General features: G+C 69.9%; 24 protein-coding genes. 14 read left to right on the top strand and 10 right to left on the bottom strand.

Annotated features, from left to right (window positions below; genetic code table 11):
• Positions 1-13: 13 nt before the first annotated feature.
• Positions 14-385, bottom strand: coding sequence for a DoxX family protein (locus AB0M54_RS39425; RefSeq protein WP_364477121.1), 372 nt, complete (start codon positions 383-385; stop codon positions 14-16).
• Positions 386-480: 95 nt separating this feature from the next.
• Between AB0M54_RS39425 and AB0M54_RS39430 the strand changes: the two genes are divergently transcribed.
• The 7 genes from AB0M54_RS39430 to AB0M54_RS39460 all read left to right on the top strand — a co-directional run bounded on the left by AB0M54_RS39430 (position 481) and on the right by AB0M54_RS39460 (position 7,619).
• On the top strand, positions 481-969 hold the full coding sequence (locus AB0M54_RS39430; protein ID WP_364477123.1) for a MarR family winged helix-turn-helix transcriptional regulator: 489 nt from the start codon (positions 481-483) through the stop codon (positions 967-969).
• A 45-nt stretch (positions 970-1,014) separates the two neighbouring features.
• Positions 1,015-2,256 carry an RICIN domain-containing protein gene (locus tag AB0M54_RS39435; RefSeq protein ID WP_364477124.1) on the top strand — a complete coding sequence of 414 codons (1,242 nt, stop codon included), beginning with the start codon at positions 1,015-1,017 and terminating at the stop codon, positions 2,254-2,256.
• A 200-nt stretch (positions 2,257-2,456) separates the two neighbouring features.
• Positions 2,457-3,848, top strand: a complete 1,392-nt coding sequence (locus AB0M54_RS39440; protein ID WP_364477126.1) for an Ig-like domain-containing protein — start codon at positions 2,457-2,459, stop codon at positions 3,846-3,848.
• 5 nt (positions 3,849-3,853) lie between these two features.
• Entirely contained in the window at positions 3,854-5,251 is a 1,398-nt protein-coding gene (locus AB0M54_RS39445; protein WP_364477128.1) for an Ig-like domain-containing protein, read from the top strand.
• Positions 5,248-6,645, top strand: a complete 1,398-nt coding sequence (locus AB0M54_RS39450; RefSeq protein ID WP_364477130.1) for an Ig-like domain-containing protein — start codon at positions 5,248-5,250, stop codon at positions 6,643-6,645. The genes AB0M54_RS39445 and AB0M54_RS39450 overlap by 4 nt, the downstream gene beginning before the upstream one ends.
• A gap of 21 nt (positions 6,646-6,666) precedes the next feature.
• Entirely contained in the window at positions 6,667-7,170 is a 504-nt protein-coding gene (locus tag AB0M54_RS39455; RefSeq protein WP_364477132.1) for an alpha/beta hydrolase, read from the top strand.
• 2 nt (positions 7,171-7,172) lie between these two features.
• On the top strand, positions 7,173-7,619 hold the full coding sequence (locus AB0M54_RS39460; protein ID WP_364316959.1) for an HAD domain-containing protein: 447 nt from the start codon (positions 7,173-7,175) through the stop codon (positions 7,617-7,619).
• A gap of 210 nt (positions 7,620-7,829) precedes the next feature.
• On the opposite strand, the gene AB0M54_RS39465 is transcribed toward AB0M54_RS39460, so the two are convergent.
• Both AB0M54_RS39465 and AB0M54_RS39470 read right to left on the bottom strand, forming a co-directional pair.
• Positions 7,830-10,394, bottom strand: coding sequence for a family 78 glycoside hydrolase catalytic domain (locus AB0M54_RS39465; protein WP_364477134.1), 2,565 nt, complete (start codon positions 10,392-10,394; stop codon positions 7,830-7,832).
• Positions 10,395-10,442: 48 nt separating this feature from the next.
• On the bottom strand, positions 10,443-11,348 hold the full coding sequence (locus AB0M54_RS39470; RefSeq protein WP_364477136.1) for a DUF6282 family protein: 906 nt from the start codon (positions 11,346-11,348) through the stop codon (positions 10,443-10,445).
• A gap of 267 nt (positions 11,349-11,615) precedes the next feature.
• Between AB0M54_RS39470 and AB0M54_RS39475 the strand changes: the two genes are divergently transcribed.
• On the top strand, positions 11,616-11,738 hold the full coding sequence (locus AB0M54_RS39475; protein WP_364312740.1) for a hypothetical protein: 123 nt from the start codon (positions 11,616-11,618) through the stop codon (positions 11,736-11,738).
• A gap of 51 nt (positions 11,739-11,789) precedes the next feature.
• On the opposite strand, the gene AB0M54_RS39480 is transcribed toward AB0M54_RS39475, so the two are convergent.
• Entirely contained in the window at positions 11,790-12,683 is an 894-nt protein-coding gene (locus AB0M54_RS39480) for a Ku protein (protein ID WP_364477138.1), read from the bottom strand.
• A 64-nt stretch (positions 12,684-12,747) separates the two neighbouring features.
• Between AB0M54_RS39480 and AB0M54_RS39485 the strand changes: the two genes are divergently transcribed.
• The 5 genes from AB0M54_RS39485 to AB0M54_RS39505 all read left to right on the top strand — a co-directional run bounded on the left by AB0M54_RS39485 (position 12,748) and on the right by AB0M54_RS39505 (position 15,430).
• A complete protein-coding gene (locus tag AB0M54_RS39485; protein ID WP_364312746.1) occupies positions 12,748-13,296 on the top strand; it encodes a TetR family transcriptional regulator in 549 nt (182 codons plus the stop codon).
• Positions 13,293-13,640 (top strand): SMR family transporter, encoded by a 348-nt coding sequence (locus AB0M54_RS39490; protein WP_364477140.1) that lies wholly within the window; start codon positions 13,293-13,295, stop codon positions 13,638-13,640. Before AB0M54_RS39485 ends, AB0M54_RS39490 begins: the two co-directional genes overlap by 4 nt.
• On the top strand, positions 13,637-13,963 hold the full coding sequence (locus tag AB0M54_RS39495; RefSeq protein WP_364312750.1) for a multidrug efflux SMR transporter: 327 nt from the start codon (positions 13,637-13,639) through the stop codon (positions 13,961-13,963). The genes AB0M54_RS39490 and AB0M54_RS39495 overlap by 4 nt, the downstream gene beginning before the upstream one ends.
• Positions 13,964-14,013: 50 nt before the next feature.
• The gene (locus AB0M54_RS39500) at positions 14,014-14,991 is read left to right on the top strand and encodes a pyridoxal-phosphate dependent enzyme (RefSeq protein WP_364477142.1); all 978 of its coding nucleotides are present in this window, start codon (positions 14,014-14,016) and stop codon (positions 14,989-14,991) included.
• Between the two features lie 280 nt (positions 14,992-15,271).
• The gene (locus AB0M54_RS39505) at positions 15,272-15,430 is read left to right on the top strand and encodes a hypothetical protein (RefSeq protein ID WP_364312755.1); all 159 of its coding nucleotides are present in this window, start codon (positions 15,272-15,274) and stop codon (positions 15,428-15,430) included.
• A gap of 47 nt (positions 15,431-15,477) precedes the next feature.
• On the opposite strand, the gene AB0M54_RS39510 is transcribed toward AB0M54_RS39505, so the two are convergent.
• The 6 genes from AB0M54_RS39510 to AB0M54_RS39535 all read right to left on the bottom strand — a co-directional run bounded on the left by AB0M54_RS39510 (position 15,478) and on the right by AB0M54_RS39535 (position 24,264).
• Positions 15,478-19,071, bottom strand: a complete 3,594-nt coding sequence (locus tag AB0M54_RS39510) for a family 78 glycoside hydrolase catalytic domain (protein ID WP_364477144.1) — start codon at positions 19,069-19,071, stop codon at positions 15,478-15,480.
• 480 nt (positions 19,072-19,551) lie between these two features.
• Entirely contained in the window at positions 19,552-20,547 is a 996-nt protein-coding gene (locus AB0M54_RS39515) for an amidohydrolase family protein (RefSeq protein ID WP_364477146.1), read from the bottom strand.
• On the bottom strand, positions 20,544-21,623 hold the full coding sequence (locus AB0M54_RS39520) for a DUF1932 domain-containing protein (RefSeq protein ID WP_364477148.1): 1,080 nt from the start codon (positions 21,621-21,623) through the stop codon (positions 20,544-20,546). The genes AB0M54_RS39515 and AB0M54_RS39520 overlap by 4 nt, the downstream gene beginning before the upstream one ends.
• A complete protein-coding gene (locus AB0M54_RS39525; protein ID WP_364477150.1) occupies positions 21,620-22,009 on the bottom strand; it encodes a hypothetical protein in 390 nt (129 codons plus the stop codon). The genes AB0M54_RS39520 and AB0M54_RS39525 overlap by 4 nt, the downstream gene beginning before the upstream one ends.
• 459 nt (positions 22,010-22,468) lie before the next feature.
• A complete protein-coding gene (locus AB0M54_RS39530; RefSeq protein WP_364477151.1) occupies positions 22,469-23,374 on the bottom strand; it encodes a PrpF domain-containing protein in 906 nt (301 codons plus the stop codon).
• A 182-nt stretch (positions 23,375-23,556) separates the two neighbouring features.
• Positions 23,557-24,264, bottom strand: coding sequence for a 4-carboxy-4-hydroxy-2-oxoadipate aldolase/oxaloacetate decarboxylase (locus AB0M54_RS39535; protein ID WP_364477153.1), 708 nt, complete (start codon positions 24,262-24,264; stop codon positions 23,557-23,559).
• Between the two features lie 128 nt (positions 24,265-24,392).
• Here AB0M54_RS39535 and AB0M54_RS39540 point away from each other — a divergent pair, with 128 nt between their 5' ends.
• Entirely contained in the window at positions 24,393-25,331 is a 939-nt protein-coding gene (locus AB0M54_RS39540; RefSeq protein WP_364477155.1) for an ABC transporter substrate-binding protein, read from the top strand.
• The last annotated feature ends 1 nt before the right edge of the window (position 25,332 follow it).

Raw genomic sequence — 25,332 nt, forward strand, 5'->3', positions numbered from 1 at the left:
GCGCCGGCCAGGCTCAGAAGGCGTACGGCCCGAACCGGCCCCAGACCACGACGGCCAGGAGCACCAGCAGGACGACGTTGCCGATGACCATCGGCGTCTCGCCGCGCCGGCCGTGCGTGATGATCGCGCCGAGCATGACGACGATCAGGCCGACCGCGGCGATCGGCACCAGGATCGGGGCGACCCCGAGCAGCGCGGGTAGCACCAGACCGAGCCCGCCGAGCAGGTCGGCCAGGCCGATCAGCTTGACCTGGCCGGCGCTGTAGCTGTCGACCCAGCCCATGTTCTCGCGGAGCTTCTCCTTCGGCTGCACCATTTTCGCCAGCCCGGACCCGACAAAGGCCAGCGCCAGCACCGCGGCGATGACCCAGAGCGCGACGTTCATGTATCTCTCCCGGCTCGAATTGACTTAACGTATGAAGTGAACCGTAGTGGTTCGTGACTTAACGGTGCAAGTGACCGATGAGCTAGCCTGGCCGGATGGAACCGCGCTGGCTGGACGACGACGAGCGGAAGACCTGGATCACCGTGGCCTCGGTGCTGACCCGCCTGCCCCAGAAGCTGGAGGCGCAGCTGCAGGCGGACGCCGGCCTGACGCTGTTCGAGTACCTCGTGATGTCGGTGCTCTCGATGCGCCCCGACCGCACCTTGCGGATGAGCGAGCTGGCCGAGATGGCCGAGGGCTCGCTGCCCCGGCTCTCCCAGGTGATCTCCCGGCTGGAGAACCGTGGTTGCGTACGCCGCGAACCCGACCCGGCCGACGGCCGCTACACCCTCGCGATCCTCACCGACGACGGGTACGACAAGGTCGTCACCGCCGCTCCCGGCCATGTCGAGACCGTGCGCAGCCTGATCTTCGACCCGCTCACCAAGGCCCAGCGCCGCCAGCTGGGCGACGTCAGCCGCCGCATCATGCACGCCGTCGACCCCGGGGCGCACTGCCTTAAGGCGGACTGGAAAATAAGTTAACAATTCCCTTGTGGAGGCATGCATCGACGTTTGATGATGAATGCCATGTCCCCCAAGATGCTCGTCCGGGCCGTCGCTCTGGCGTTGATGCTCGTGACCGGAATGGCCGTCCCCGCGGCCGCCGCCGAACCGTTCAAGGTGCTCGCCTTCTACAACGGCACCTGGGACGCCGCCCACATCGACTTCGACAAGGAGGCGAAGGAGCAGTTCCCCCGGCTCGCCGCCGCGAACGGCTTCACCTGGGAAGCCACCACCGACTGGAGCCGGCTGAGCGCGTCCGGCCTGGCCGCGTACAAGGTGATCATGTTCTTGGACGACGGCCCGCCGGCCGACCGCCGGGCCGCCTTCCAGACGTACATGCAGAACGGCGGCGCCTGGATGGGCTTCCACGTGAGCGCCTACACCGACAACGCCAACGCGTGGAGCTGGTACCACAACACGTTCCTGGGCTCCGGGAACTTCGCCACCAACACGTGGCTGCCGACGGCCGAGACGCTGCGCGTGGAGGACCGGTCGCACCCGTCGATGGCCGGGCTGCCCGCCACCTTCCCGAGCTCGGTCAGCGAGTGGTACTCGTGGAGCCGTGACCTGCGTCAGAACCCCGACATCGACATCCTGGCGTCGATCGACAGCTCCAGCTTCCCGGTCGGCACCAGCCAGCAGTGGACCAGCGGCTTCTATCCGCTGATCTGGACCAACCGCAACTACAAGATGCTGTACGCCAACTTCGGCCACAACGCGATGAACTACGACACGAATACCCGCACGTCGTCCACGTTCGCCAGCGCGCAGCAGAACCAGTTCCTGGTCAACGGCATCAAGTGGCTGGCCGGCGCCGACGGCGGGACCACACCGGCGCCCGACCCCGCGCCCTGGACGTCGATCACCAACGTGAACAGCGGCAAGTGCGTCGACGCGAGGTCCGCCGGCACGGTCAACGGCACCGCGATCCAGCAGTACGCCTGCAACGGCAGCAACGCGCAGCAGTACCAGCTGGCGCCGACCAGCGGAGGCTTCGTACGCATCAACAACCGTGGCAACAGCGCGCAGGTCCTCGACGTCAAGGACGTCTCCGCCGCCGACAACGCCCTCATCCAGACCTGGTCCTACGGCGGCGGCGCCAATCAGCAGTGGCAGCCGGTCGCCGAGCCCACCGGCGCCTACCACTTCGTCAACCGCAACAGCGGCAAGTGTCTCGACGTCCCCGCCGCCGCCACCGCCGACGGCGTCCAGCTGGTCCAGTACGCCTGCAACGGGTCGGCCGCGCAAAGCTTCCGGCTGCAATAACCAGATCAAGATCGAGGTCGTAGCGGGGTGGGTGGTGCAGACCGCTGCTCCCGCCGAGGGTCGCTTCGCTCCACGTGCGGGAGTGGTCACCCTCGAACCCCTCGAAACCGCCCGGGGGTTGCCGCTTCCGCCGCTTTCCTTTTCCGCGCAAGGGAAAGCGGGTCGCCTGTGGACGGAACGGTGCCGTATCATCCCCGCTCGTGAATACACGGGGATTCGCCTCTGTCGTTGTCTTGGCGGGGCTGCTCATCGCCGGCGCCGCCACCCCGGCGTCCGCCGCCGACGAACCACTGATCACGTCGACCGGCCTGGTCGACGGGCAATATCTCGGACTTCTCAACCAGCTGCACCCGATCGTCAGCGACGACGTGGCGCGGATGGACGTGCTGGTCGACGGCGCAAAACGCTGGGGCAGCACCGGGTGGCCGATCGCGAACTTCCGGGTGCCGTTCCGGATCGCCGAGCAGGACCACGAGGTGAGCCTGACCCTGCGTGCGTTCGACGTGGACGGCGCCAGCGCCGAGGCCACCACCCGAGTGCGCGTGGACGTCCTGAGGCCGGTGCTGACCACCAATCCCGCCCGGGGCACCGTGATCCACGGCCGGACCGAGATCACCGTGCTTCCCGACGTCGACGACCTCGCCCAGGTCGTCATGACCGATGCGAGCGGCGCCGAGATCGCCCGGCGTACCGAGGCGCCCTGGGTCTTCTCCTGGGACGCGATCGGGAAGAGCGGCGACGTGCGCTTCATCGCCACCGACCGCGCCGGCAACGCCTCCGACATCTACCCCGCCCGCTACTCCGTCGACGACCAGGGCCCGGTGCTCTCCATGGCCTACGGCATCTACCAACGGCCTGGCCTGCAGTATCTCAACGCCGACGTCTCCGAGAAGTCGAAGGTGAATCGCATCGAGTGGTACGTCGACGGCGCCTTCCGCGGCACCGGCACGCGGATCCGGACCGACCTCGGTACGAAGATCCGCACGGTTCCGGTCGAGACGCGTGCCTGGGACGAGTGGGACAACTACTCGGTCCAGAAGTTCGGCATCCGGCTCGACGCCTCCGCACCGGCCGTCACCGCGGCCAGTCCCGGCCAGAACGCGCTGGTCCGCGGCAGCAAGATCAGCGGCCGGATCACGGTCGCCGACCCGGCCGGCATCCTCCAGGTCGACATGCTGGGCTACCCGGTGGTTGTGGACCACCCGAGCACCTACTCGACCCGGCTGCCGGTCGGCCGCGACGGTGGATACACGTTCTTCTGGTACCTCCGGGACCGGCTGGGCAACGAGGGTTCCTTCCGCCGGACGGTGATCGTCGACAACACGCCGCCGAAGATCACCAAGGTGACCGCGCCGGCGAGCAACGCCAAGGTCCCCGCCACCGTGAAGACGACCGTGGCCGCGACCGACAAGAACGGCATCACCCGCGTCGAACTCCGGGTCAACGGCAAGCTGGTGCTCTCCGACGCGAAGGCGCCGTACAACCTGAACCTCAACGCCACCAAGTACGGCACGTCGTTCACGGTCGCCTTCTACGCGATCGACCGCGCCGGAAACATCGTCAGCACCTCTCGCCGCACCTGGAAGCGATAAGACACATGAAGACACGGGGATTCACCACGATCGTGGCCGTGGCCGGCCTGCTCGTCACGGCCGCCGCCACTCCGGCCGCCGCCGCGGACGCGCCGGTGGTCAGCGCGACCGGCCTCACCGACGGCGAGCTCGTCGGCCGGGTCAAGGACTTCACGCCGATCATCAGCGACGACGCCGTCCGGGTGCAGGTGGTGGTGCCGGGCCGGTTCTCCGCCACGGTGCCGTGGCCCAACTCGGCCGTGCGCGCCGAGTTCCCGGCCGACCTGGACGGCAAGGACGCCGACGTCACGGTCCGCGCCTTCAACGAGACCGGCGACAGCAGCGCGTTGACGACCCGGGTGCGCGTCGACGGGAAGGCGCCGAAGCTGTCCTTCCGTACCCCTCTTGACGGCGGCGTGGTCCACGGCCAGACCGCCCTCTACCTCACGCCGGACGCCGACGACGTGGCCGAGATCGTGATGAACGCGCCCGACGGCACCGAGCTGGCCCGCGTGACCTCGAAGCCGTGGGTGATCAACTACGACTTCACCGGCCACGACGGCCGCGTCACGTTCCGGGCGACGGACAAGCTCGGCAACGTCTCGGAGATCTACGAGGCCGCCTTCGTCGTGGACGAGCAGGGCCCGACCATCGCCCTGGCCGCCCCGCCGGTCACCCGGCCCGGCAAGCACTGGATCGGCGCCCGGGTCGACGACGCCACCAGTGTGGCCAAGATGGAGTGGCACATCGACGGCGCCCTGCGCGGCAACGCGGTCGCCGTCGAATACGACTTCGGCACCCAGATCCGCGCCGTCCCGGTCGAGATTCGCGCCTGGGACCCCTGGGGCAACGCCACCACCGAAACCTTCTCGATCCAGGTCGACAACACCGGCCCGGTCGTCACCCGGGTCAGCCCCGGCCACCTGGCCCTGGTCCGCGGCACCAGCCTGACCACCACGCTCACGGCCACCGACCCGGCCGGCCTCGACACCGCATACCTCAGCGCCCCGCTGAACGTCACCGGCCAGCGCACCGGCACCACGTTCTCGGCCCCGCTGAAGCTCGGCCGGGACGGCGCCACCTCGTTCACCTGGGTGGTCCGCGACTACGCGGGCAACCCGACCTCCTACTACCGCACCGTGGTCGTCGACAACACCCTGCCCAAGATCACCTCGGTGACCGCTCCGGCCAGTGGCGCCACGGTTCCCGCCACGGTCAAGACCGCGATGACGGCCACCGACCTGAACGGCATCGCCCGGGCCGAGCTGCGCGTCAACGGCACCCTGGTCCTGTCCGACTCGAAGGCGCCGTACAACCTGAACCTCGACGCCACCAAGTACGGCAAGTCGTTCACGGTCGCCTGGTACGCCCTGGACAAGGCCGGCAACCTGGTCAGCACCTCCCGGCGTACGTGGAAGCGATGATCCGCCGTCTCACCGCGGTCGTCGTCGCGGTCATGATGCTGACGGTCGGGTCCGCGACGCCCGCGTCCGCCGCCGACGAAGGGCCGGTCGTGCTCTCGACCGGCCTCACCGAGGGCCAGCTTGTCCCGGCGTGGTTCCGGCTGGACCCGGTCGTCAGCGGCGACATCGTCCGGGCGTACATCTTCGTCAACGGGTCGCTGCGGCGGACCGTCCCGAGGTGGCCTTCGACGAGCACCGGCGTTTACATGTACGAGAAGGACGGCCCGGAGGCGACCGTGCGCGTGCGGGTCGTCGACACGGAGGACCGCGTGGCCGACGCGACCACCCGGGTGCGGGTCGACGCGACGAAGCTGGCGATCGCCATCCAGCCGCCCGCGCGCACGATCGTGCACGGACCGACCACGATCACCGTGACACCGGACGCGGACGACGTCGCCGAGATCGTCATGATGGCCGGCGGCGTTTCCGGCGAGGTGCTCGAGCGGCGTACCGAAGCGCCGTGGGTCTTTGAGCGTGACTTCACGGCGACGCCCGGCGACGTGCGCTTCCGGGCCGTCGATCGGGCCGGCAACTACACGTACCAGGACCCGACCTTCATCATTGACAACGAGGGCCCCGCGATCGGCCATGACGAATGGCTCTTCACGCGGCCGGGCCCCAATCACCTCAAGGCCGTGTTCCCCTGGCCGGGCGACGCCGTCCGCGTCGAGTGGTGGGTCGACGGCGTCCGGTGCGCGACCCAGGACGACGTGATCTGCGACTTCGGCACGACGATCCGCGTCGTCACGGCCGAGATCCGCGCCTGGGACCGGCTCGGCAACATGTCCAGCCGGGTGTTCCAGGTCCAGCTCGACAACACCGGCCCGAGAGCGTCGAGTGCCACCCCCACCCAGCGGACCCTGGTGCGCGGCACCTCGTTCACCAGCACCATCACGGCCGCCGACCAGACCGGGATCGAGTCGGTCTACGCGGACGGCCTCACCTATTGGGTCAAGGGCAACAACGGCGTCTACTCCCACATGTTCAAGGTGCTGATCCAGGACGGCGTCTACGTGTACTCCTGGATGCTCCACGACAATCTCGGCAACAAGAGCGAACTCAACCGCATGGTGATCATGGACAACACCCGGCCGAGAATCACCAAGGTGACCGCCCCGGCGAGCGGCGCCAAGGTCCCCGCCACGGTCAAGACGTCGATGAGCGCGACCGACCTGAACGGCATCCAGCGCGTCGAGCTGCGCGTCAACGGCAAGCTGGTCCTCTCCGATACCAAGGCCCCGTACGCCCTGAACCTCAACGCCACCAGGTACGGCAAGTCCTTCACGGTCGCCTTCTACGCCATCGACCGGGCGGGCAACATCGTCAGCACCTCCCGCCGCACCTGGAAGCGCTGACCGCGATGGCCGGTGTGCCGCATGCTCTCTGGCGGCCACCGGCCGCAGCCGCCCCCGCGCCGCTGGTGCTGCTCGGCCACGGCGGCAGCGGCCACAAGCGAGATGACCGCCGACTGGCGCGCCACCATCGACGAGGTCGGCGCCTCGGGTGCCGTGGACACCGGCCGGCTGGCCTACATCGGCCTGTCCATGGGCGCACGGTTCGGCCTGCCCCTGGTCGCGGCCCTCAACGACCGTTTCCGCTGCGCCGTCTTCGGCAAGTTCGGCCTCCGGCAGAGCACCCTGATGCCGGCGGGCCTGGAGTCCGGCGCCCGGATCGAGAGAGACGCACCCCGGATCACCGCTCCCGTCCTGCTCCACGTCCAGGAGCAGGACGAACTCTTCCCGCTGGCCGGCCAGCTGGAGCTGTTCGACGCGTTCGGCTCCAGCGACAAGCAACTGGCTCGCTACCCTGGCCGACATGGTGAAACCGATCCCGCCGCGCCCCCGCGCTGGCGCGACTTCATCGCCCGCCACCTGACGTGACGCTGCTGTTTCTCGACGTCGATGGGACGATTCTGCCCTTCGGCGGAGGCGCACCCATCACGTCGCCGGAGCGCGGCGGCAACCCCCTGCTGGCGCGGCTCGACCCCGAGCAAGGGTCTCGGCTGGCGGCTCTCGGATGCGAGATCGTCTGGGCGACCACCTGGATGGGCGAGGCCAACGAGGTGCTGTCACCTCTGCTCGGGTTCGGGCCGCTCCCGGTGGTCGAGTGGTCAGACTCCGACGACGACCCGCGGCTGCACTGGAAGACCCGCGACCTGGCGCGATGGGCTGCGGGCCGGCCGTTCGTGTGGGTCGACGACGAGATCGGCGAGGCCGACCGGGCCTGGGTGGCGGCCCACCACCCGGCGCCGGCGCTGCTGCAGCGCGTCGACCCGGCGGTGGGCCTGACCGCGGCCGGCCTCGCGGCGATCAGGTCGTGGCTCCAGTAGCCCGGCCTGCACAGCGAGAGCTGCCTAGGCGCCGGGCTGGATCTCGCTCATGGTGCCGTCGGGGTTGAAGGTGTAGCGGCGCGGCGGGCCCATGTGGCGGACGAACTCCTCGAGGGCGGCCCGGCGGCCTGCTCGGCGCCGGCAGCACCGTGGCGTAGGTAACGTCCTCCGGCGGGTAGGTCTCGAACAGCGTCGAGCCGTCCGCCGCCGTCAGCCGGTGATCGTATGCGTTCCCGACCCCACCGTGGCCACGGTCGCGCCGACGCGGATCGTCGCCGTGACGTTGGTGGGGATGGTCGCGGTGACGCTGGTGCCCGACCAGGTGACCGTGATCGGGCCGGACTGGGTCCAGACCGTGCCGGAAGCGCTGGTCAGGGTGGTTCCGGTGGGTGGGGCGATCTCGACGGTACGGGCGGCGGGAGCCGTCGGGCGGACGCCGAGCAGGTCGGACAGGACCGACGTCAGGGCGGCGCTGCCCCAGCCGTGGGACATGCTGTCGCCGCGCTCCGGCGCCTCCCAGGACTCCCACGTGAAGGTGCCGCCCCGGGACAGGACGTTGGCCCAGCCCAGGGTGGACGGGTCGGTCAGCCGGGCGAGCGCCGCCCGGTCGCGGCCGGCCACATGCAGGGCCTCGATCAGGGTGTCGGCCGTCATCGGGCCCATCTGCAGCTTCAGGGACTCCAGGTGGTCGGCCAGCACGGGGTGGTCGGCGGCGGGCGCGACGCCGTACGCGATGGCGTAGGCGTTGGCGATCTGGGAGGCGTGGGTGCTCTGCGTGCCGTCCGCGGCGAGGCCGTCGATGTAGATGCCGTCGGGGCGGCGGAGGCGGCTGTTCACCGCCGCGGCGATCGCGTCGGCGTCCGTACGCAGAGCATCGATCTCGGTCTGCGGCCGGCCGAGCGCCGACGCCTGCTGGGCGGTGCTGCGCAGCACGTCGACGGCGAGGATGTTGACCGTGGTGCGGGCGACCGTGTCGGTGTCGTAGCCGTAGCGGTTGGGCCAGTCGATGATGCCGTACTGGTAGGCGCCGCTGCCGCCGTCGAGGCGGGTGACCAGGCCGGTCGCGGGGTCGACATAGCGGCGCACGTAGCCGGCGATGGCCGAGGACGCCCCAAACGCGTCGGCCAGCACGGCACGGTCGCCGGAGGCCTGGTAGTAGTCCCACACCCAGCCGGGGAACATCTCGGTGAAGTCGGGGATGTCCCGCTTGCCGTCGCCGTTGGGGTAGACCGCGTTCAGCCGGCCGTCCGGCCAGTAGCGCTGCTGCGACGCGATGAACTCGCGGATCGCCCGGGCCGTCGCGTTCCGGTCGCCCGAGCCGGCCATCAGGGCGCGGGAGATGTTCACCGCGTCGGCCAGGAACTGGCCCTTCTCCCGGGTCGGGGTGTCCAGGAACTGCTCCTGCGTGGAGTAGAGCGCGGACCGTCGCATCAGCTGGAAGACCGCGTTCAGGGTGGCATCCGAGCTGGTGAAGGTGGCCGACCGGGCGGGGTCGGCGTCGGTGTGCTGAACGACGGCCGAGATGTCCGCCGGTGACGACACCTGCAGGTAGCGGAAGCCTTCATAGGTGAAGGCCTCGAAGGTCTGGTCACCGTCGCGCTGGGTGTAGCGATAGGTCAGATCGGTGTCCTGGTTGGTGTCGGGGGTGTTGGCCACCGAGCCGTCGGCGTTGAGCACGAACCCGGCCACCAGGTCGACGACTCGCCCGGCCAGGCCGGACGCGAACGAGACCCGCGGTACGGCCGGGATGACCCGGCCGAAGTCGGCGACCACGGCGCCCGACGGCAACGTCGTCACCGACACGGGAGCAACGGAGGTGTGCGCGAGCCGTGTGCGTTGGGCCCGCAGCGGACCGGGCGACGCCACGACCGAGGGCGCGGTCCAGCCGGTGGCCGCGAACCCGGGTGACGCCCAGCCGGACGGGACGGGCAGGCCGTGCTCGATGTAGTCGCGCCCGTCCCCGTTGCGGTACGCCGCCGGCAGCCACGGCCCGCGGGCCACCAGCCAGGTCGCGTCGGTGCCGATCACCTGCCGCGAGCCGTCGGCGTGGTTCACCTCGAGCCGCGCGAGCAACCCGGGCGCACCGGCCGGACGGCCCTGCCCGGGCCCGTACCAGTGGTAGAGCACCCCGATCGCGGCCCGGCTGTCCGCCGCCAGGTCGGCCGTCACGTCGGTGACCTGGTAATACCCCTCGCCCGGGTACGCGAACGCGGGCCCGTCGTCGACCCGGCGCCCGTTGACGTACGCCTGGTACTGCTGCCCCGCCGACACGAAGAGCCGCGCCCGCACGACCCGGCTGCCCGTGACCCGGAACTCCTTGCGGGCCAGCGTGTAGTCGTCGGCCTCGGCCGTGGTCCGCCGGATCCACGAAGCCTGCCACTGGGTGTCCGGCAGCGCGGTGTCGAAGTACGCGTTCGACGACCACACCGACACCGCGTTGGCCCGGTCCCAGGTCCGCATCGCCCACCGATACGTGGCGCCGGGCGTGAGCGCCGGGCCGCCGTACGGCACGTAGGCGGTTTCCCGTGAAACGACCTTGCCGCTGTCCCACACCTGCGTCTGGGTGTTCCCGGTGAAGACCCTGATCTGGTACGCCGACTGCACCTCGCCGGGGTCGGCGTCGACCGGCAGCCAGCCGAACTGCGGCGCGCCCTCCACGCCCAGTGGATCGGCCCGATCGCCCACGGTCAGCCCGGTCGGCGCCTGCGGGGCGTGGTTGTCCACCGCGGGAGTCGGCGCCAGCAAGATCAGAACCGTGGCAATTCGGGCAATCATGCATTGAAATGTTTCACTCGAACGAGCGGTCTGTCAACGCCGCCGGGGTCAGCCGACGACGGCCAGGCGGCGGCTGTTCACCACGGCCATGGTGTGGATCTCGTCCTCGGTGAAGCCGTTGGCCAGAAGCCGGTCGGCGAGCAGGGCCAGGCCGTCCTCGACCGGTGGGTTGAACGGCTGCCCGAGGTCGCTGGAGAGCACCGAATGCTCGGGGCCGACCTCGCGGATGTGGGCGTACCACTGCTCCCAGGAGATCTTGCCGCTGTGCGGCGTGGTGAAGCAGCGCTCCATCAGCGCGCCGCGTTCGGCCAGCTCGCGCTGGGCTTCGACGGGAATGCGCTGCGAGGTGAACTCGGGGTGGGTGACCACGATCCGGCGTACGCCCGCGTCCGCCGCCGCCTCCACGGCCGCCTTGATCTCGGGCCCGGAGAGGTGCCCGGTCGCCAGCACCATGTCGTGCTTGGCGATCAGCGCCAGCACCTGCCGCAGCGCCGGCACGACCTGGCCGTCCTCGCCCACGACGTCGATCGCCGGCGCCATGATGCCCTGCTCGGCCAGGTCGTCCTGGAGCTGCGCCCACATCGGCGGCACGGCGCCCTCGGGGGCCCGGGCCCGGCTCTCCCGCTGGTTGCGGCAGTCCACGGTGGGCAGCCACACCACCCGGGCGCCCTGCCGGCCGGCGATCTCCACGGCCACCGGGTTGAGGCCGCCGACCGACGCGTTCAGGGTGATCGCCCCCAGCACGTCGACGCCGGGCACCGTGCCCCGGACCACCTCGGCGCGCTCGGCGGTCGGCACGTAGTGCGACTTGAGGACGAAGCCGGCCAGCCCGGTCTCGGCGCAGCGCCGGGCCAGCGTGACGTCGTCGACCAGGCGCTTCATCACGTCCGGGGCGACGTGCACGTGGGTGTCGTAGGCGCCGGCGGTGATCCGGCGCGCGGTTTCGGAGGGCACGGTTTCCCCTTCAGTTCTCATCGCGAGTTTCGCGCAGGGTACTGGTCACGTGGGCGAGGTGGAGCCGCACGCTCGTACGCGTCCTCCGACCTGACCGGATTGTTGGCAAGGCTGTTGACAAAAGTCAAGCGCGTACGACGTGGAGCACGGCCCGCTTCCGCCGCCTGGGACTGTCCGACCTGGACACCTACTTCGCCATGACCCGTGGGGTCGACGCCGAGCCGGCGCTCGAGCTGACCAAGTGGTTCGCGGGCGCTGCGGCTCGCGGTGGCGGCGGTGCCCGCGTCGAGGTTGTGGGTCAACCCCGACTGCGGCCTCAAGACCAGGGGGTACGCCGAGGTGGAGGCGTCGCTGCGCCACCTGGCCGCGGCGGCCGTGTCGTTGCGCTGACCTCTTGGCCCACAGGGCGGGGGCGGTTCAGGCGCCCGCCCTGTGGGGACCTCAGGCGGCCTTCTTCTTGGCTGTCGTCTTCTTGGTCGGCGTCTTCTTGGCCGTCGTTTTCTTCGCGGCGGTGCTCTTCTTTTTGGTCGGCGTTGACTTGGCGGCGGCGCCACGGCGGGTCTTGGCCCGGTCCACGCTGGCCCGCAACGCCTCCATCAGGTCGGTCACGTCGGTGGCCTCGGGCGCCGGTTCGGCCACCGTGACCTCCTTGCCCTTCTTCTTCTCGGCGATCAGCTTCTGCACCCTGTCGGTGTAGCTGTCCCGGTAGTCCTTCGGCTTCCACTTGCCGGACATCGACTCGATGAGCTGCACGGCCATCTTCATCTCGGCCGGCTTGGCCGTCGCGGACGGGAGGCCGCCCAGTTCGTCCTCGGGCTCGCGGACCTCGTCGGCGAAGAACATCGTCTCGAGGACGAGCAGTTTGCCGTCGGGACGGATCGCCGCCAGGTATTCCTTGCCCCGCATCACCAGCGTGCCGATGGCGGCCCGGCCGACCTTGGCCATGGCGTCGCGGAGCAGCGCGTACGTCTTGGCCGACTCGTCGCTGCCGGGGGCGAGGTAGTAGCTCTTCTGGTAGAAGATCGGGTCGATCTCCTCGAGGTCGACGAAGGCGTGCAGGTCGAGGCTCTTGGACCGGCCGGGCGCCACCGAGTCCAGTTCCTCCTGCTCGAGCATGACCAGCTTGCCGCCGCCGGTGTCGGTGCCCTTGACGATGTCGGCGTAGTCGACCTCCTTCCCGGTGCGCTCGTTGACCCGCTGGTAGCGGATGCGATCGCTGGTGCCCTTCTCGTACTGGTGGAAGGACACCTCGTGCTCGTGGGTCGCCGAGTACATGCCGACGGGCACAGAGACCAGCCCGAACGTGATTGCCCCGGTCCAGATGGGTCGCGCCATGCCTACGTGATACCCGTCACCCGCGCGTTGAATACTTTACCTTCCGGAAGGTAAAGTTTGCCCGGTGAGGCAGAGTTCGAAGACCGTCATCCTCGACGCGGCGCTGGCCGTGGTCTCGGTTCCGGACGGCGCCGACATCACCCTCGACGCGGTGGCCCGCCAGGCCGGCCTGACCAAGCCGGGTCTGATGTACCACTTCCCGACCCGCGAGGCGCTCCTGCTGGCCATCATCGAGCACGCGGCCGGCCGGATGGAGGCCGCTATGCACGACCAGTTGCGCGCCTGGGGCGTGACCTTCGAGACCGCTTCCGCGGCGCAGCGGGTCGGCGCGTACGCGAAGGTCACCGCGACCGGCGACATCAGCCGGGCCGAATACGCGATCTTCACCGAGGCCGCCTACCGCCCCGCCCTGACCGAACCGTGGACGACCCGGATGGCCGCCTGGTTCGCGCTGCCCGACGACCTGCCCGCCGCCGAACGCGCCCGCCTCACCCTGGCCCGCCTCGCCGCCGACGGCCTGTGGGGCGCCGCCGCGACCGGTGTCTTCCCGCCCGCGCCCCGCGACCATGACGCGGTCCTGGCCCTCATTCACGATCTGACGGGTACGAAGTGAGCTGGCTTTTTCTGGCCGCGGCCATCGTGTCCGAGGTGAGCGGCAGCCTCGCCCTGCGCGCGGCGCTCGACCATCCGGCCTGGTACGCCTGGGTCGCCGTCGGCTACTCGGCGTCGTTCGTGCTGTTGGCCCTGGTGCTGCGCCGCGGCCTGCCGGTCGGCGTGGCCTACGGCATCTGGGCCGCCTGTGGCGTCGCGATCACCGCGGTGGCCGGCGCGTTCCTCTTCGACGACCCGCTCAACTGGACCATGGGCGCCGGCTTCGCCGCGATCATCGGCGGCGTCCTGCTCATCGAGATCGGGTCCCACCCCGCCCCGGCCGACTCCCCCGGAGATGGCGCATGAGCTGGCTCTTCCTGTCGTTCGCGATCGCGCTGGAGATCGGCTCGACGATGGCGCTGCGCGCGTCCGACGGCTTCCGCCGCCTGCGCTGGGTCGGCGTCTCGGTCGCCGGCTACATCGTCTCCTTCGGCCTGCTGTCCCTCGCTCTGAGCGAGGGCATCCCGCTGGGTGTCGCGTACGGCGTCTGGGCCGCCGTCGGCATCGCGGGCACCGCGATCATCGCCCGCTTCGCCTTCCAGGAGCCCCTGACCCGCACCATGGGCGCGGGCATCGCCCTGGTGATGGCCGGCGTCCTCCTGGTCGAGATCGGCAGTCACGCCGGATGAGTCGAGGTCGGGAGTCACCCCGGATGAGTCAAGATCGGCAGTCACCCCGGATGACCAGCCGGCTGAGTCTCGACCGCATCGAGCGTGCGGTGGACGTGATCGACCCGGTGTTCCTCGGCACCCCGGCGCTGCCGGCCCGGTCGCTCGGTGAACTGCTCGGGTGCACCCTGACACTCAAGGTCGAGACGCTCAACCCGGTGCGCAGCTTCAAGGGCCGGGGCACCGAGACCGTGGCCACCCGGGCCGGCGAGGCGGGCGCGTCGCGGATGGTCTGCGCCAGCGCCGGCAACCTCGGGCAGGCACTGTCCTACAGCGGCGCCCGTCGCGGAATGGCCGTCACTGTGGTGGCGAGCCACTCGGCCAACCCGCTCAAGCTGCGCCAGATCACCGCCTTCGGAGCCACGGTCGAGCTGACCGGCGAAGACATCGAGGACGCCCGGCTGCGAGCGCGAGCCCTCGCCACCGAGCAGGACATGTACCTCGTCGAGGACAGCCTCGACCTCGCGACCTGCGAGGGCGCCGCCACCATCGGCCTGGAGCTGCTGCGGAACGGTCCGCGGCCCGAGGTCGTGCTGGTCGCGCTGGGCGGCGGGGCGCTCGCCAGCGGAGTCGGTCACGTCGCGCGCAGTCTCGCCGACGACGTCGAGGTGATCGGCGTCCAGCCGCTGGGCGCCCCCGCGATGGCCCGGTCGTGGCAGCAGCGGACGGTGATCGAGACCGACTCCCTCGACACGATCGCCGACGGGGTGGCGGGACGCTGCCCGATCCCCGAGGTGCTCGACGATCTGCTGCTCGTGCTCGACGACGTCAGCCTCGTCCGCGAGGAGTCCATCAAGTCGGGCATGCGCCTGCTCTACGAACACGCCGGCCTGGTCGTCGAGCCGTCAGCCGCCCTCGGCATCGCCGCGCTGCTCGAGAACCCGGCGCGATTCGCCGGCCGGCGCGTGGCCACCATCATCTGTGGCAGCAACGTCGTCCCGGCCGACCACGCCCGCTGGGTCCTCGAACCGGCAAAAACCGACATTTAACGCGCACACCGCCACCGCCCCCGCCCACAGGGTGGGCGAGAAATGTATCGCGCGGATCAGCGGAATCGACGGTTGTCCACAGGCGGATGGAGGCGAGGCTCATCACAGAACGCCTCGATCCAGGTGACGTCGCCGGGCTTTGCGGGTGCGGCTGCCCGTCCGTCGACTTCCGGCCGACTTCGGCCGGGGATGGAGGTGCGGGTCAACGCCTGGTGTCCGGGGCTCGGTGGACGGGCACCATCGTGGACGCGCGGCGGGGTGAGCTGCTCGGCGGCATCGAGTGGACCGGGGCCGGTTCCTCCCGGCGCACCTGCGCGTCGGCACCGAACCCAACGCCTTCGGCAAGGCGATCGACGAGCAGATCCGCTTCTGGCCCGCCGGCAGCGAGTGTCCGGCCGAGCTTCCGTCGCCCGATCGGCTCGATATCCGGCCGGCCTGACGAAACCGCCGGGGGCGGCGCTGCCCCCGGCGGTCATCGTGTGGTCGTCAGGCCGGGGTGGTGAAGGTGTAGCTGCCTGACGGGAGCGCGTACGACGAGCCGCCCAGCGGCACCGCTTGCGGCGGGGCCGTCACGGTGGCGCCGGGTACCCGTACCGTCGCCGTGGTGTTGGGTGGGATCGTCACGCGCAGGGTGAGCGTGCCGCCAGACCTGGACCACGCGCTGGCCGTCGGGCCGTAGGCCGTGGTCAGCTCCGACGATGCCGTGGTCAGGGTGCCGTCCGGCCGGGGCGCGATCAGGATGCGCTGGTAGCCGGGTGAGGCGGGCGCCACGCCGCCGATGGAGCGGTAGAGCCAGTCGCCGACCGAGCCGAGACCGTAGTGGTTGAAGGAGTTCATGCCGGGGTCCTGCAGCGACCCGTCGGTCCGGATACCGTCCCAGCGCTCCCAGATGGTGGTCGCGCCGCGGCTGTTCATATAGCCCCAGCCGGGGTATCCGGGCTGCTGAAGAACCTGGTACGCGGTGTCCAGGTGACCGTGCTCGGCGAGGACCGGCAGCAGGCCCTCGACGCCCATGAAACCGACCGACAGGTGGCCGCCCCGTTCCGCCACCTTCGCGGCCAGCCGATCGGCCACCGCCTGGATCCGGGCGGCCGGGACCAGCTCGAACGCGAGCGCCAGCACGTACCCGGTCTGGCTGTTGCTGCCCACCGTGCCGTCGGCGCGGACGAAGCGTGCGGTGAACGCGGCCGCGATCTGGTCGGCGAGCTGGCCATATCGGGAAGCGTCGGCGGTACGGCCGGTGGCCGCCGCCATCCGCGATACCAGGCGGGCCGACCAGCCGAAGTACGCCGTGCTGGTCAGATCGTTGGCGGTGCCGTCGTCGACGTTCAGCCAGTCGCCGAACGTGTCCTGGTTGCGGATCAGGTCGGCGCCGGCGGTGGACCGCAGGTATTCGACCCAGCGCACCATCGCGGGGTAGTGCTCGTCGACCACGCGCAGGTCGCCGTATCGCTGCCAGGTCTGGTAGGGCACGATCACGCCCGCGTCGCCCCAGCCCGCCTTGCCCGCCCCGCCCAGCACGTCCGGCGCGACGTCGGTGAACGCCCCGTCCGCGTGCTGGGCGTCGACCAGGTCGTCGGAGAACTTGTCCAGCAGCCCGTACGCGTCGAAATTGAACGTGGACGTGGCCGCGAACGCCGCGATGTCGCCGGTCCAGCCGAGCCGCTCGTCCCGCTGCGGGCAGTCGGTCGGCACCGAGAGCAGGTTGGAGCGGGCGCCCCACAGAATGTTGTGCTGCACCTGGTTGATCAGCGGATCCGAGGTGGTGAAGGTGCCGGTGGCGGCGCCCGCGGTCCAGGTCGCGAGCCCGGTCAGGGTGGCCGTCGTCGGCGCGGCGGGCAGGCCGGTCAGCTCCACGTACCGATAGCCGTGCACGGTGAACCGTGGCTCGAACACCTCGTCGGCGCCCGTCCCGGCCAGCGTGAACGTGTCGGTAACCTGGGCCGCCCGCAGGTTGGCGGTGTAGAGGGTGCCGTCGGCGTTCAGGATCTCGGCGTGCCGCACCGTCACCCGGGTGCCGGCTGCTCCGCGTACCCGCAGCCGGTTCCATCCCGCGAAGTTCTGCCCGAGATCGAGCACGTAGACGCCGGGCTTGGGCTGGGTGATGGCGCGCGGCGTCAATTCCTGCTGTACGACCACACCGGGATCGACCGCGGCCACCAGCCGTGGCTTCGTGGCGGTGGACACGGTGACCGGCGCCCAGGCCGCGTCGTTGAAGCCGGGCGTGTTCCAGCCGGCGATGGCCAGGCGCGCGTCCTGGTCCTCACCCGCGTAGAGGTCGTCGGCGCGGATGTCGGCCGTCGATGTACGCCAGGACGAATCGCTGCTGATGGTCGACGACGTGCCGTCCGAGTACTGGATGACCAGCTGCGCCGAGTACCAGGGCGACGTGCCGTAGCGCTGGCTGCCCGCGAAGCCGATGTTCCCGCTGTACCAGCCGTTCCCGATGACCGCGCCGAGCGCGTTGCGCCCCTGCTTGATCGCGCCGGTGACGTCGTAGCCGCGGTATTGCAACCTCTTCGTGTAGTCGGTCCAGCCCGGGTCGAGCCGCTCGGCGCCGACCCGCGCGCCGTTCAGATAGGTGTCGTGCAGCCCGAGCGCCGTGGTGAACAGCCGCGCCCGTGCCACGGTCTTGGTGACATCAAAACCTTTGCGCAGGTACGGGGAAGCGTTCGGAACCGCCACCTGCGTGCCCCAGGGGCCGCCGCCGTAGGCCGCGGTGTTCTTCGCCGCCGGCCATGCGCTGTCGTTGAATCCCGGCTGCTCCCAGCCTGTTGGTCCGCTCTGAGAGGCTTTCCAGGTGGCGTCACTGACGATGCCGCCGATCTTGAGGAGCAGTCCGGCCGGGCTGGCCGTGGTGTTGGTCGCGGCGACCGCGATCGTGTTGGTCCCCGCGACCAGCTGCACCTCGGCGGTCTGGGCCCGCTTCCACGAGTCGTTGACCCGCGGCGAGCTGGTGACCGCCCGGCCGTTCACCCACACGTCGGCCGTGTCGTCCCCGGTCGCCGCGAGCGTCGCCCGGGTGGCGGTGGCGCTGGTGAACGTACGCCGGAAGTAACGCGTTCCGGCCGGCGCCTCGACCGCCGGATCGCCTTCCGGGTACCAGATCCACGACGCGCCGGTGACGTTGGCCGTGCCCGGCTTGCCGATGAAGTCCGCGGTCCAGCCGCCGGTCAGCCCCGTGTCGAAGCGGGCCGTGGCGCTCCAGCCGCTCGGCCGTCCCTGGCCGTCCCAGACGCGAACGCGCCACTGGTAGGTGGTGTTGGCCGTCAGCGCCGGACCCTTGTAGACCACATCGGACGACTGGGTGCTCGGCACGATGCCGCTGTCCCAGACGTCCGCCTCGCTGGCCTTGCCGACCTGCACCTGGTAGCGGGCCTGGGACTGGCCCGTGGTCGCGGTCTGCAGCCGCCACCCGAAGCGCGGCTGCGGCGCGTCGATGCCGACCGGGTTCGTGCGCCGCTCGGTGGTCAGCCCACCGACGGTGACGGGCGAGGCCGCGGCGGCATCCGGGCCGGTGACCGTCAGCCACGGCCCGATGCCGTACAGGCCCAGGTCGCGCGCCCCCGTGAAGGTGCCCGCGAGCTTCTCGTTGACGGCCTGGCTCGCCTGCCACTGACCGTCGGTGACGAACTCCTGGCCATTGATCCTGACCCGGCCGACCACCCCCGCCGGCCCGCCGCCGTTGCGCGCCGCGATCACCAGGGTGTTGTCGCCGGCCATCAGGGAGCCGGCGAGATCCACATAGATCGCGGTACGCCACGAGTCGGCGCCGCGCTGGGAGCCGGCGAGCCAGGTGCCGTTGAGCCAGACGTCCACCGTGTCGTCACCGGTGACGACGAGCTGGGCGTCGGTGTAGGGGGCGGCCGGGGCGGTGAAGGTCCGTCGCAGGTAGCGGGTGGCGGCCGGGGCGTCGACGGTGGGGTCGCCCTCGTTGAACCAGATCCAGTGCGCGCCGGTGAGAGCGACCGGGGCGGTGACGGTCTTGGCCTGGGCCGCTTGAACCGGGGACGCGGCGAGGACCGGCAACAGGGAGACGATGGCTAGTAGGGACAGTCTGCGCAGGGCTGAGGGACCCATGCGGTTCCCCTCTCGGTGGTGAGAGTAGCGCCGATCGGCAACGTCAAATTGAAACGTTCAAAGTGACGTACTTCGATACTATGGACAACTTGTGATCCAGACAACACCCGATCCCGACTGCTTTGATATCTCTTGCCGCCTTTCCGCGGGACGGGCTGGCTGTCGTCGGCCGGGTCGCTAGGTGTGCACGTTTCATCGAGCTGACCCTGACGCGCCGGTTACCACGGCCGGGGGCGGTGGTAGGCGAGCGCGGAGTTGCGGTCCCGGATCCCGTCAGGGCCTGCCACTGCCCCGAGCGGTGGTAGGGCAGCGTGGTGTTGCGGTCCTGGATTCCGTCAGGGCCTACCGCTGCCGCGAGCGGTGGTAGGGCGGCGCGGTGTTGCGGTCCCGGATCCCGTCAGGAGCTACCACTGCCGTGAGCAGCAGCCCGCCGCGACCCGGGGTCTCACCTACCGCTGGCTCCAGCCGTTGAATCGCCTTTCAGAGGGGCAGCCGGGGATACACGCGGCGGGCGTTCGAGGCGTACACCTGCTCCTGAACCTCCGGTGGCAGGTCGAGCGCCCGCACGTACCGCAAGGTGTCGTCGAAGTGGTGACCGCTGAGCGGGTCGATACCGCGCACCGCGCCCACCATCTCCGAGCCGAACAGGATGTTGCCCGGGTCGATGACCGAGAACAGCAGGTCGATGCCGGGCTGGTGGTAGACGCAGGTGTCGAAGAAGACGTTGCCGAGCAGCGAGTCCAGCGGCGGCCGGCCGAGCATGTCGGCCAGCCCGCGGAAACGCCCCCAGTGGTACGGCACCGCGCCGCCGCCGTGCGGGATGACGAACCGCAGGCCGGGGAACACCTTGAACAGGTCCGACTGCAGGAACTGCATGAACGCCGTGGTGTCCGCGTTCAGATAGTGCGACCCGGTGGCGTGGAAGTTGTCGTTGGTCACCGCCGACACGTGCACCATGGCCGGCACATCGAGCTCGACCATCGCCTCGTAGAGCGGGAACCAGCTCTCATCGGTGAGCGGCGCCGCCGTCCAGTGCCCGCCGCTCGGGTCGGGGTTGAGGTTGCAGCCGACAAAACCCAGTTCGGTCACGCAGCGGCGCAGTTCAGGGACGGAGCGATCGATGGGTACGCCGGGAGACTGCGGCAGCTGGCACACGCCCGCGAACCGGGTGGGGAACAGCCGCACCACCCGCGCGATCAGGTCGTTGCAGGCCCGGGTCCAGGCCAGGCTGACCGCCTCGTCGCCGAAGTGGTGCCCCATGGCCGAGGCGCGCGGCGAGAAGATCGTCAGGTCCACGCCGCGCTCGTCCATCAGGCGCAACTGGCTGCCCTCGACCGAAGAGCGAATGTCAAGGTCCGAGATCTCCGGGTACGCCGGGGGCGCCGAACCGTCGCGGAAGGCGTTCTGCTGAGCCGTACGCCAGGCGGTGTGCGCCTCCGGTGCGGTCGTGTAGTGACCGTGACAGTCGATGATCATTTCGCCTCCCCTTCATCTAGCTGACTCAGCTCGATCAGCAGGTCACGCGCCGCCGCCGCGATGCGCGGCTCAACTCCCAGCGACCGCAGCTGCTCGGTCGCCGCGGCCATCTCGTCGGCCCGCCGCCGGGCGTGCCGATGCGTCCCGTCCACCAGCCGTTCGATCGTCCGCTCGTCGAACCCGGCCAACTCAGCCGAGATGTTCCCGCGCAGCCAGTCACCGCATCCAGCCGCCTCGGCCGCTGCGAGCGCCTCCACCACGGCCGCCGCAAGTCCTTTGTAGAACACACTGCGCAGCAGCTTGCGCCCGATCGCCGCCCCCGCCGGCCCCTCCTGAACCGTGATCACGGCCCCGAGCGGAGTCAACATCTCCGAGAAGCCCCGCACCGCGCTCCCGGACACGAGCATCTGCGTGCGCAAGCCTTTCCCGGGCACCGGAGACATCAGCGCGACGTCGACCACCCCGACCTCCCGAGGAGCGGCCAACGAGGCAAGCGTCTCCTTGACGGAAGGCGCCGCGGTGTTGAGATCCGCCCAGATCGTGCCCGGCCGCAGCGCCCCGAGCGCCGCCAGCAATGCGGGCACAGCATCGTGCGAGCTGTTAACACTGAGGACAAGATCAGCGTCCCGAACCGCGTCGGCGTCGCTCGACCGCCCATCGACCCCCGCGGGTGGCGCGAGCAGAGGATCAAATCCACACACCGAAGCACCGGCCGTGACCAGGTCCCGAGCGATCTCCGAGCCCGCCTCGCCCAGCCCGAGCACCGCGATTCGGCCGGTCCCGAGAGAAAGAACGTTCTTTCTCTCACGGCCGTCCGTGCCCTCAGGCTCGCTCGTGCTCTTACGGCCGCTCGTGCTCTCGCGGCTGTCCGTGCTCTTACGGCCGCTCGTGCTCTTACGGCCGTCCGTGCTCTCGCGGCTGTCCGTGCTCTTACGGCCGTCCGTGCTCTCGCGGCTGTCCGTGCTCTTACGGCCGTCCGTGCTCTCGCGGCTGTCCGTGCTTTCGGAGTCGCCTGGGTTCGTGGAGCCGCCCGCGCTTGCGGAGCCGCCAGGTTTGGCGGGGTATGCGGCGGTCACGGGATGACCGGGGTTCCGTGGGTGTGGAACGTGTCGATGGTCTTGAGGCCCCAGGCCTGGCCCCGGGCGCGTTCGGCCGCGGTCCAGCTGATGGTGCGCCAGTCCGGTGCCGGGTTCAGGCGGGCGCCCGCGTTGCACAGTTCTATTCGGTTGCCGCCGGGCTCCCAGACGTACAGGAAGAAGGTTTGCTGGATCGCGTGTTTGTGGGGGCCGGTCTCGATGTGGACGCCGGCGTCGAGGCAGACGTCGGCGGCGCCCGGGGCCGTCGTTGGTGCGCCGCCGCCCTGGGCCGTCGTTGGTGCGCCGCCGCCCTGGGCCGTCGTTGGTGCGCCGCCGCCCTGGGCCGTCGTTGGTGTGCCGGCGTCGTCCATGGCTCGTCGAGTCATGCGACTTCCCCTGGGGTGCGCGGCCAGACCAGGCCATCCGACAACTTGCGTGCTGTCCTTACCACCGAGCTCTCCCGAAGGCGCGTCGCCGCCCCCAAGACATCAAGCGCAACCGTGACGTCGAACGTCCCACTTGGATGCTCAATCCGAACCCGTTGGTCACGGCCCGGTTGGTCACGGCCCGGTTGGTCACGGCCCGGTTCGCCACGGCCCAGTTCGCGAGGGCCATTTTCCTTGCGGTCTTGTTCGTGTGGGATGTGTTCGTCACGGCGCTGTTCGTTACGAAGGTGTCCGCTGCGGATGCGTTCGCTACGAACGTGTTCGTCACGGCCCTGTTCGCGAGGGACGTGTTCGTCATGGCCCTGTTCGCGAGGGACGCGTTCGTTGCGGCCTCGTTCGTCGGGGATGTGTTCGTCACGGTCTTGTTCGTGGAGGACGTGTTCGTCTCGGCTTTGATCGTCACGGCGCTGGTCGTTGCGAACGTGTTCGTTGTGGGGGACGAACGCGTTCGTTCCGGGGGGTGCGGATGGCGGCGGCGACCGAGACGGCCCCCAGGACGCCGATTGCGGCGTGGACGCGATGTGGGATGAACGTGCGGGTGGTGACGGTGCCGTTGTTTCGCGGGGGCGACACGATACTGATCTTGGGGACCGTCGTCTCGGCCACGTTTCCTAGGCCCATTGCTGGGCCGGCCTCCAACCGCAGCTCCTCGATGCGTTTCCGCAGCAAAGCGTCATCCTCGAGAGTGGACGGCGGTTCGTCGCCGGCTAGGCCCAGGTCGGCCGCGCGGACCAGCACCACCGGCATCCCGCCGTGCACGCAGGTCACGTCGAGGCCGGCGAAATGGTCCACGAGGCGGCCGGTGGGAAACAGCGGGGAGCCGTCGCCGGGGAAGGTCAGGTTGATCGGCGCGGCGGGAAACGGCGTGCCGGCCATGACCGTGTCGCCGGCGTAGGTGACTCGGCCGCCCGGCGTGCGGACCGTTGCCCGGGCGAACGCGTTCGTCGGGTTAAGCATCCGGATGCGCACGTCCGTGGTGTCGCCGGTCGGTCGGACCAGGCCGCGCTCGATGGCGAACGGCCCGACGCCGGCCAGCAGGTTGCCGCAGGTCTGGGCATCCGTGACGACCGGGCGGTCGGGGACGACCTGCAGGAAGAGATAGTCGACGTCGGCCGAGGGGTCGGTCGATGGCGAGACCACGGCGACCTTGCTGGTCAGGGGATGGCCACCGCCGAGACCGTCGATCTGTCGCTCGTCCGGTGAGCCCATGATCCGCACCAGCACATCGTCGCGCTCGGCCGGGTCGGACGGCAGGTCTTCGGCGAGGAAGTACGCGCCTTTGGAACTGCCGCCGCGCATCTGCATGCAGCGCACACCGTCAGCCGCACCGGAAAACGGCGTCGGTGGAAGTGGAGCCGTGGCTGAGGCGGTGGACAGCGGCGCCGGTGGAAGTGGAGCTGTGGCTGAGGCGGTGGCCTGCGGTGACAACGGCGCGACCGACGTGGAGGTCTCCACCTGCGTTGCGGTGGCCGATGGGCGGGCCGTGGTCATGGTTGGTCGTGGTCGGGTGGGAGGCGGTCGACGTACTCGACGCCCAGGTCGGCCAGGAGGGGGCGGAGGTTGTACATGTCTACGCCGAGCACGCCGGCGGCCAGTTTCTCGCGCTTCTCGGCCTCGTTGGCCAGGCGCTTGGCGGCGGCCGCGGCCACGGTGGCGCCTCGGGTGGCGGGCAGGACGCACACGCCGTCGTCGTCGGCTATCACGATGTCGCCGCCCCGGACCAACTGGCCGGCGGCCACCACGGGGATGTTGACCGAGCCGGGGCTGGCCTTGACCGTGCCCTGGGCGTGCACCGCCCGTGACCACACCGGGAACTCCATGCCGCGCAGCGAGGCGATGTCCCGGACGCCGGCGTCGATGACCAGGCCCACGACGCCGCGGGCGACCAGGGACGTGGCCAGCAGGTCGCCGAACATGCCGTCGGTGGACGGGGACGTCGTGGTCACCACGAGCACGTCGCCGGGGTGGCAGATCTCGACGGCCGCGTGGATCATGAGGTTGTCGCCGGGGTGGCAGGAGACCGTCACCGCCGAGCCGGCGATCGCGCTGCCGGGGAGGCGGGCCTCGATCGACGGGCCCAGCAGGCCGATCCGGCCGGCCGCCTCATGCGCGGCGGCCACCCCGGCGGTTCGAAGATCGGCGATCACCGATGGATCCGCCCGGTTCACCTCGCGTACGACGTAGTGAGTGGCCATCCCGTCAAGCTAAGCAGTGTCAACAAATGTGTCAACAATCGTGTATACCATTGGCTTCAATTTTGTCAACAATGTGTGTAAGGTGCGCACATCGGTTCTCCGTCGCCACCGTCCAAGGAGGATCCATCGTGCGCGCGAAACTTGCTCTTGTCGCGGCATTTACCCTGCTCACCGCCGCGTGCGGGGGTGGCGGCGGTGCCCAGACCACATCTGATGGCACGACCAAGGTGACGCTCGGGCTGATTCCGATCGTCGATGTCGCACCGGTCTATCTCGGCATCAAGAAGGGCTTCTTCGCCGAGCAGAAGCTCGAGCTCACCATCCAGACCGCCCAGGGCGGCGCCGCGCTCATCCCGGGCGTGGTCAGCCAGCAGTACCAGTTCGCCTTCAGCAACACCGCCTCGCTGCTGCTGGCCGGCTCCCAGGGCCTGCCGCTCAAGGTCGTGTCGGCCGGCAACGCGTCGACCGGCGTGGAGGACAAGGACTTCGGGGCCGTCCTGGTCAAGAAGGACAGTCCGATCAAGTCGGTGAAGGACCTGGCGGGCAAGCGGGTCGGGGTGAACACCCTGAAGAACATCAACACGCTGACCGTCAGCAACAGCGTGCGGGAAGCCGGCGCCGACCCGACGAAGATCACCTTCGTCGAGCTGCCGTTCCCGCAGATCCCGGCCGCGATCGAGAAGGGCGACATCGACGCCGGCCAGGTCGTCGAGCCGTTCCTGACGATCGGCAAGGAGCAGGGCCTCACGCCGATCGGCAACCCGCTGAACGGGCTGATGGTCGGCCTCTACTTCACCTCCGAGCAGTTCGCCGCGCAGAACCCGACGGCGGTCACCGGCTTCACCACGGCGATGAAGAAGTCGCTGGTGTACGCGAACGGCCATCCCGAGGAGGCCCGCGCCGTCCTCACCGACTACCTCAAGCTCGAGCCGGCCGTACAGCAGAAGCTGGTTCTTCCGAAGTGGCCGACCGAGATCGACCGGCCGGCCGTGCAGCGGCTGCTCGACATGGCCAAGAAGGACGGCCTGATCACCAAGGACCCCGACCTGACGAAGCTGATTCCCTGAC

The organism is Actinoplanes sp. NPDC051470, assembly GCF_040682035.1.
In the GTDB taxonomy this organism is placed as follows: Bacteria; Actinomycetota; Actinomycetes; order Mycobacteriales; family Micromonosporaceae; genus Actinoplanes.

Bases quoted from the DNA above. Each gene is read 5' to 3' on its own strand.
- AB0M54_RS39425 (WP_364477121.1), bottom strand. From the start codon at position 385: ATGAACGTCGCGCTCTGGGTCATCGCCGCGGTGCTGGCGCTGGCCTTT.
- AB0M54_RS39535 (WP_364477153.1), bottom strand. From the start codon at position 24,264: ATGGCCACTCACTACGTCGTACGCGAGGTGAACCGGGCGGATCCATCG.
- AB0M54_RS39445 (WP_364477128.1), top strand. From the start codon at position 3,854: ATGAAGACACGGGGATTCACCACGATCGTGGCCGTGGCCGGCCTGCTC.
- AB0M54_RS39435 (WP_364477124.1), top strand. From the start codon at position 1,015: ATGTCCCCCAAGATGCTCGTCCGGGCCGTCGCTCTGGCGTTGATGCTC.
- AB0M54_RS39465 (WP_364477134.1), bottom strand. From the start codon at position 10,394: ATGATTGCCCGAATTGCCACGGTTCTGATCTTGCTGGCGCCGACTCCC.
- AB0M54_RS39430 (WP_364477123.1), top strand. From the start codon at position 481: ATGGAACCGCGCTGGCTGGACGACGACGAGCGGAAGACCTGGATCACC.
- AB0M54_RS39525 (WP_364477150.1), bottom strand. From the start codon at position 22,009: ATGACTCGACGAGCCATGGACGACGCCGGCACACCAACGACGGCCCAG.
- AB0M54_RS39455 (WP_364477132.1), top strand. From the start codon at position 6,667: ATGCTCTCTGGCGGCCACCGGCCGCAGCCGCCCCCGCGCCGCTGGTGC.
- AB0M54_RS39515 (WP_364477146.1), bottom strand. From the start codon at position 20,547: ATGATCATCGACTGTCACGGTCACTACACGACCGCACCGGAGGCGCAC.
- AB0M54_RS39510 (WP_364477144.1), bottom strand. From the start codon at position 19,071: ATGGGTCCCTCAGCCCTGCGCAGACTGTCCCTACTAGCCATCGTCTCC.
- AB0M54_RS39495 (WP_364312750.1), top strand. From the start codon at position 13,637: ATGAGCTGGCTCTTCCTGTCGTTCGCGATCGCGCTGGAGATCGGCTCG.
- AB0M54_RS39530 (WP_364477151.1), bottom strand. From the start codon at position 23,374: ATGCAGATGCGCGGCGGCAGTTCCAAAGGCGCGTACTTCCTCGCCGAA.
- AB0M54_RS39450 (WP_364477130.1), top strand. From the start codon at position 5,248: ATGATCCGCCGTCTCACCGCGGTCGTCGTCGCGGTCATGATGCTGACG.
- AB0M54_RS39500 (WP_364477142.1), top strand. From the start codon at position 14,014: ATGACCAGCCGGCTGAGTCTCGACCGCATCGAGCGTGCGGTGGACGTG.
- AB0M54_RS39480 (WP_364477138.1), bottom strand. From the start codon at position 12,683: ATGGCGCGACCCATCTGGACCGGGGCAATCACGTTCGGGCTGGTCTCT.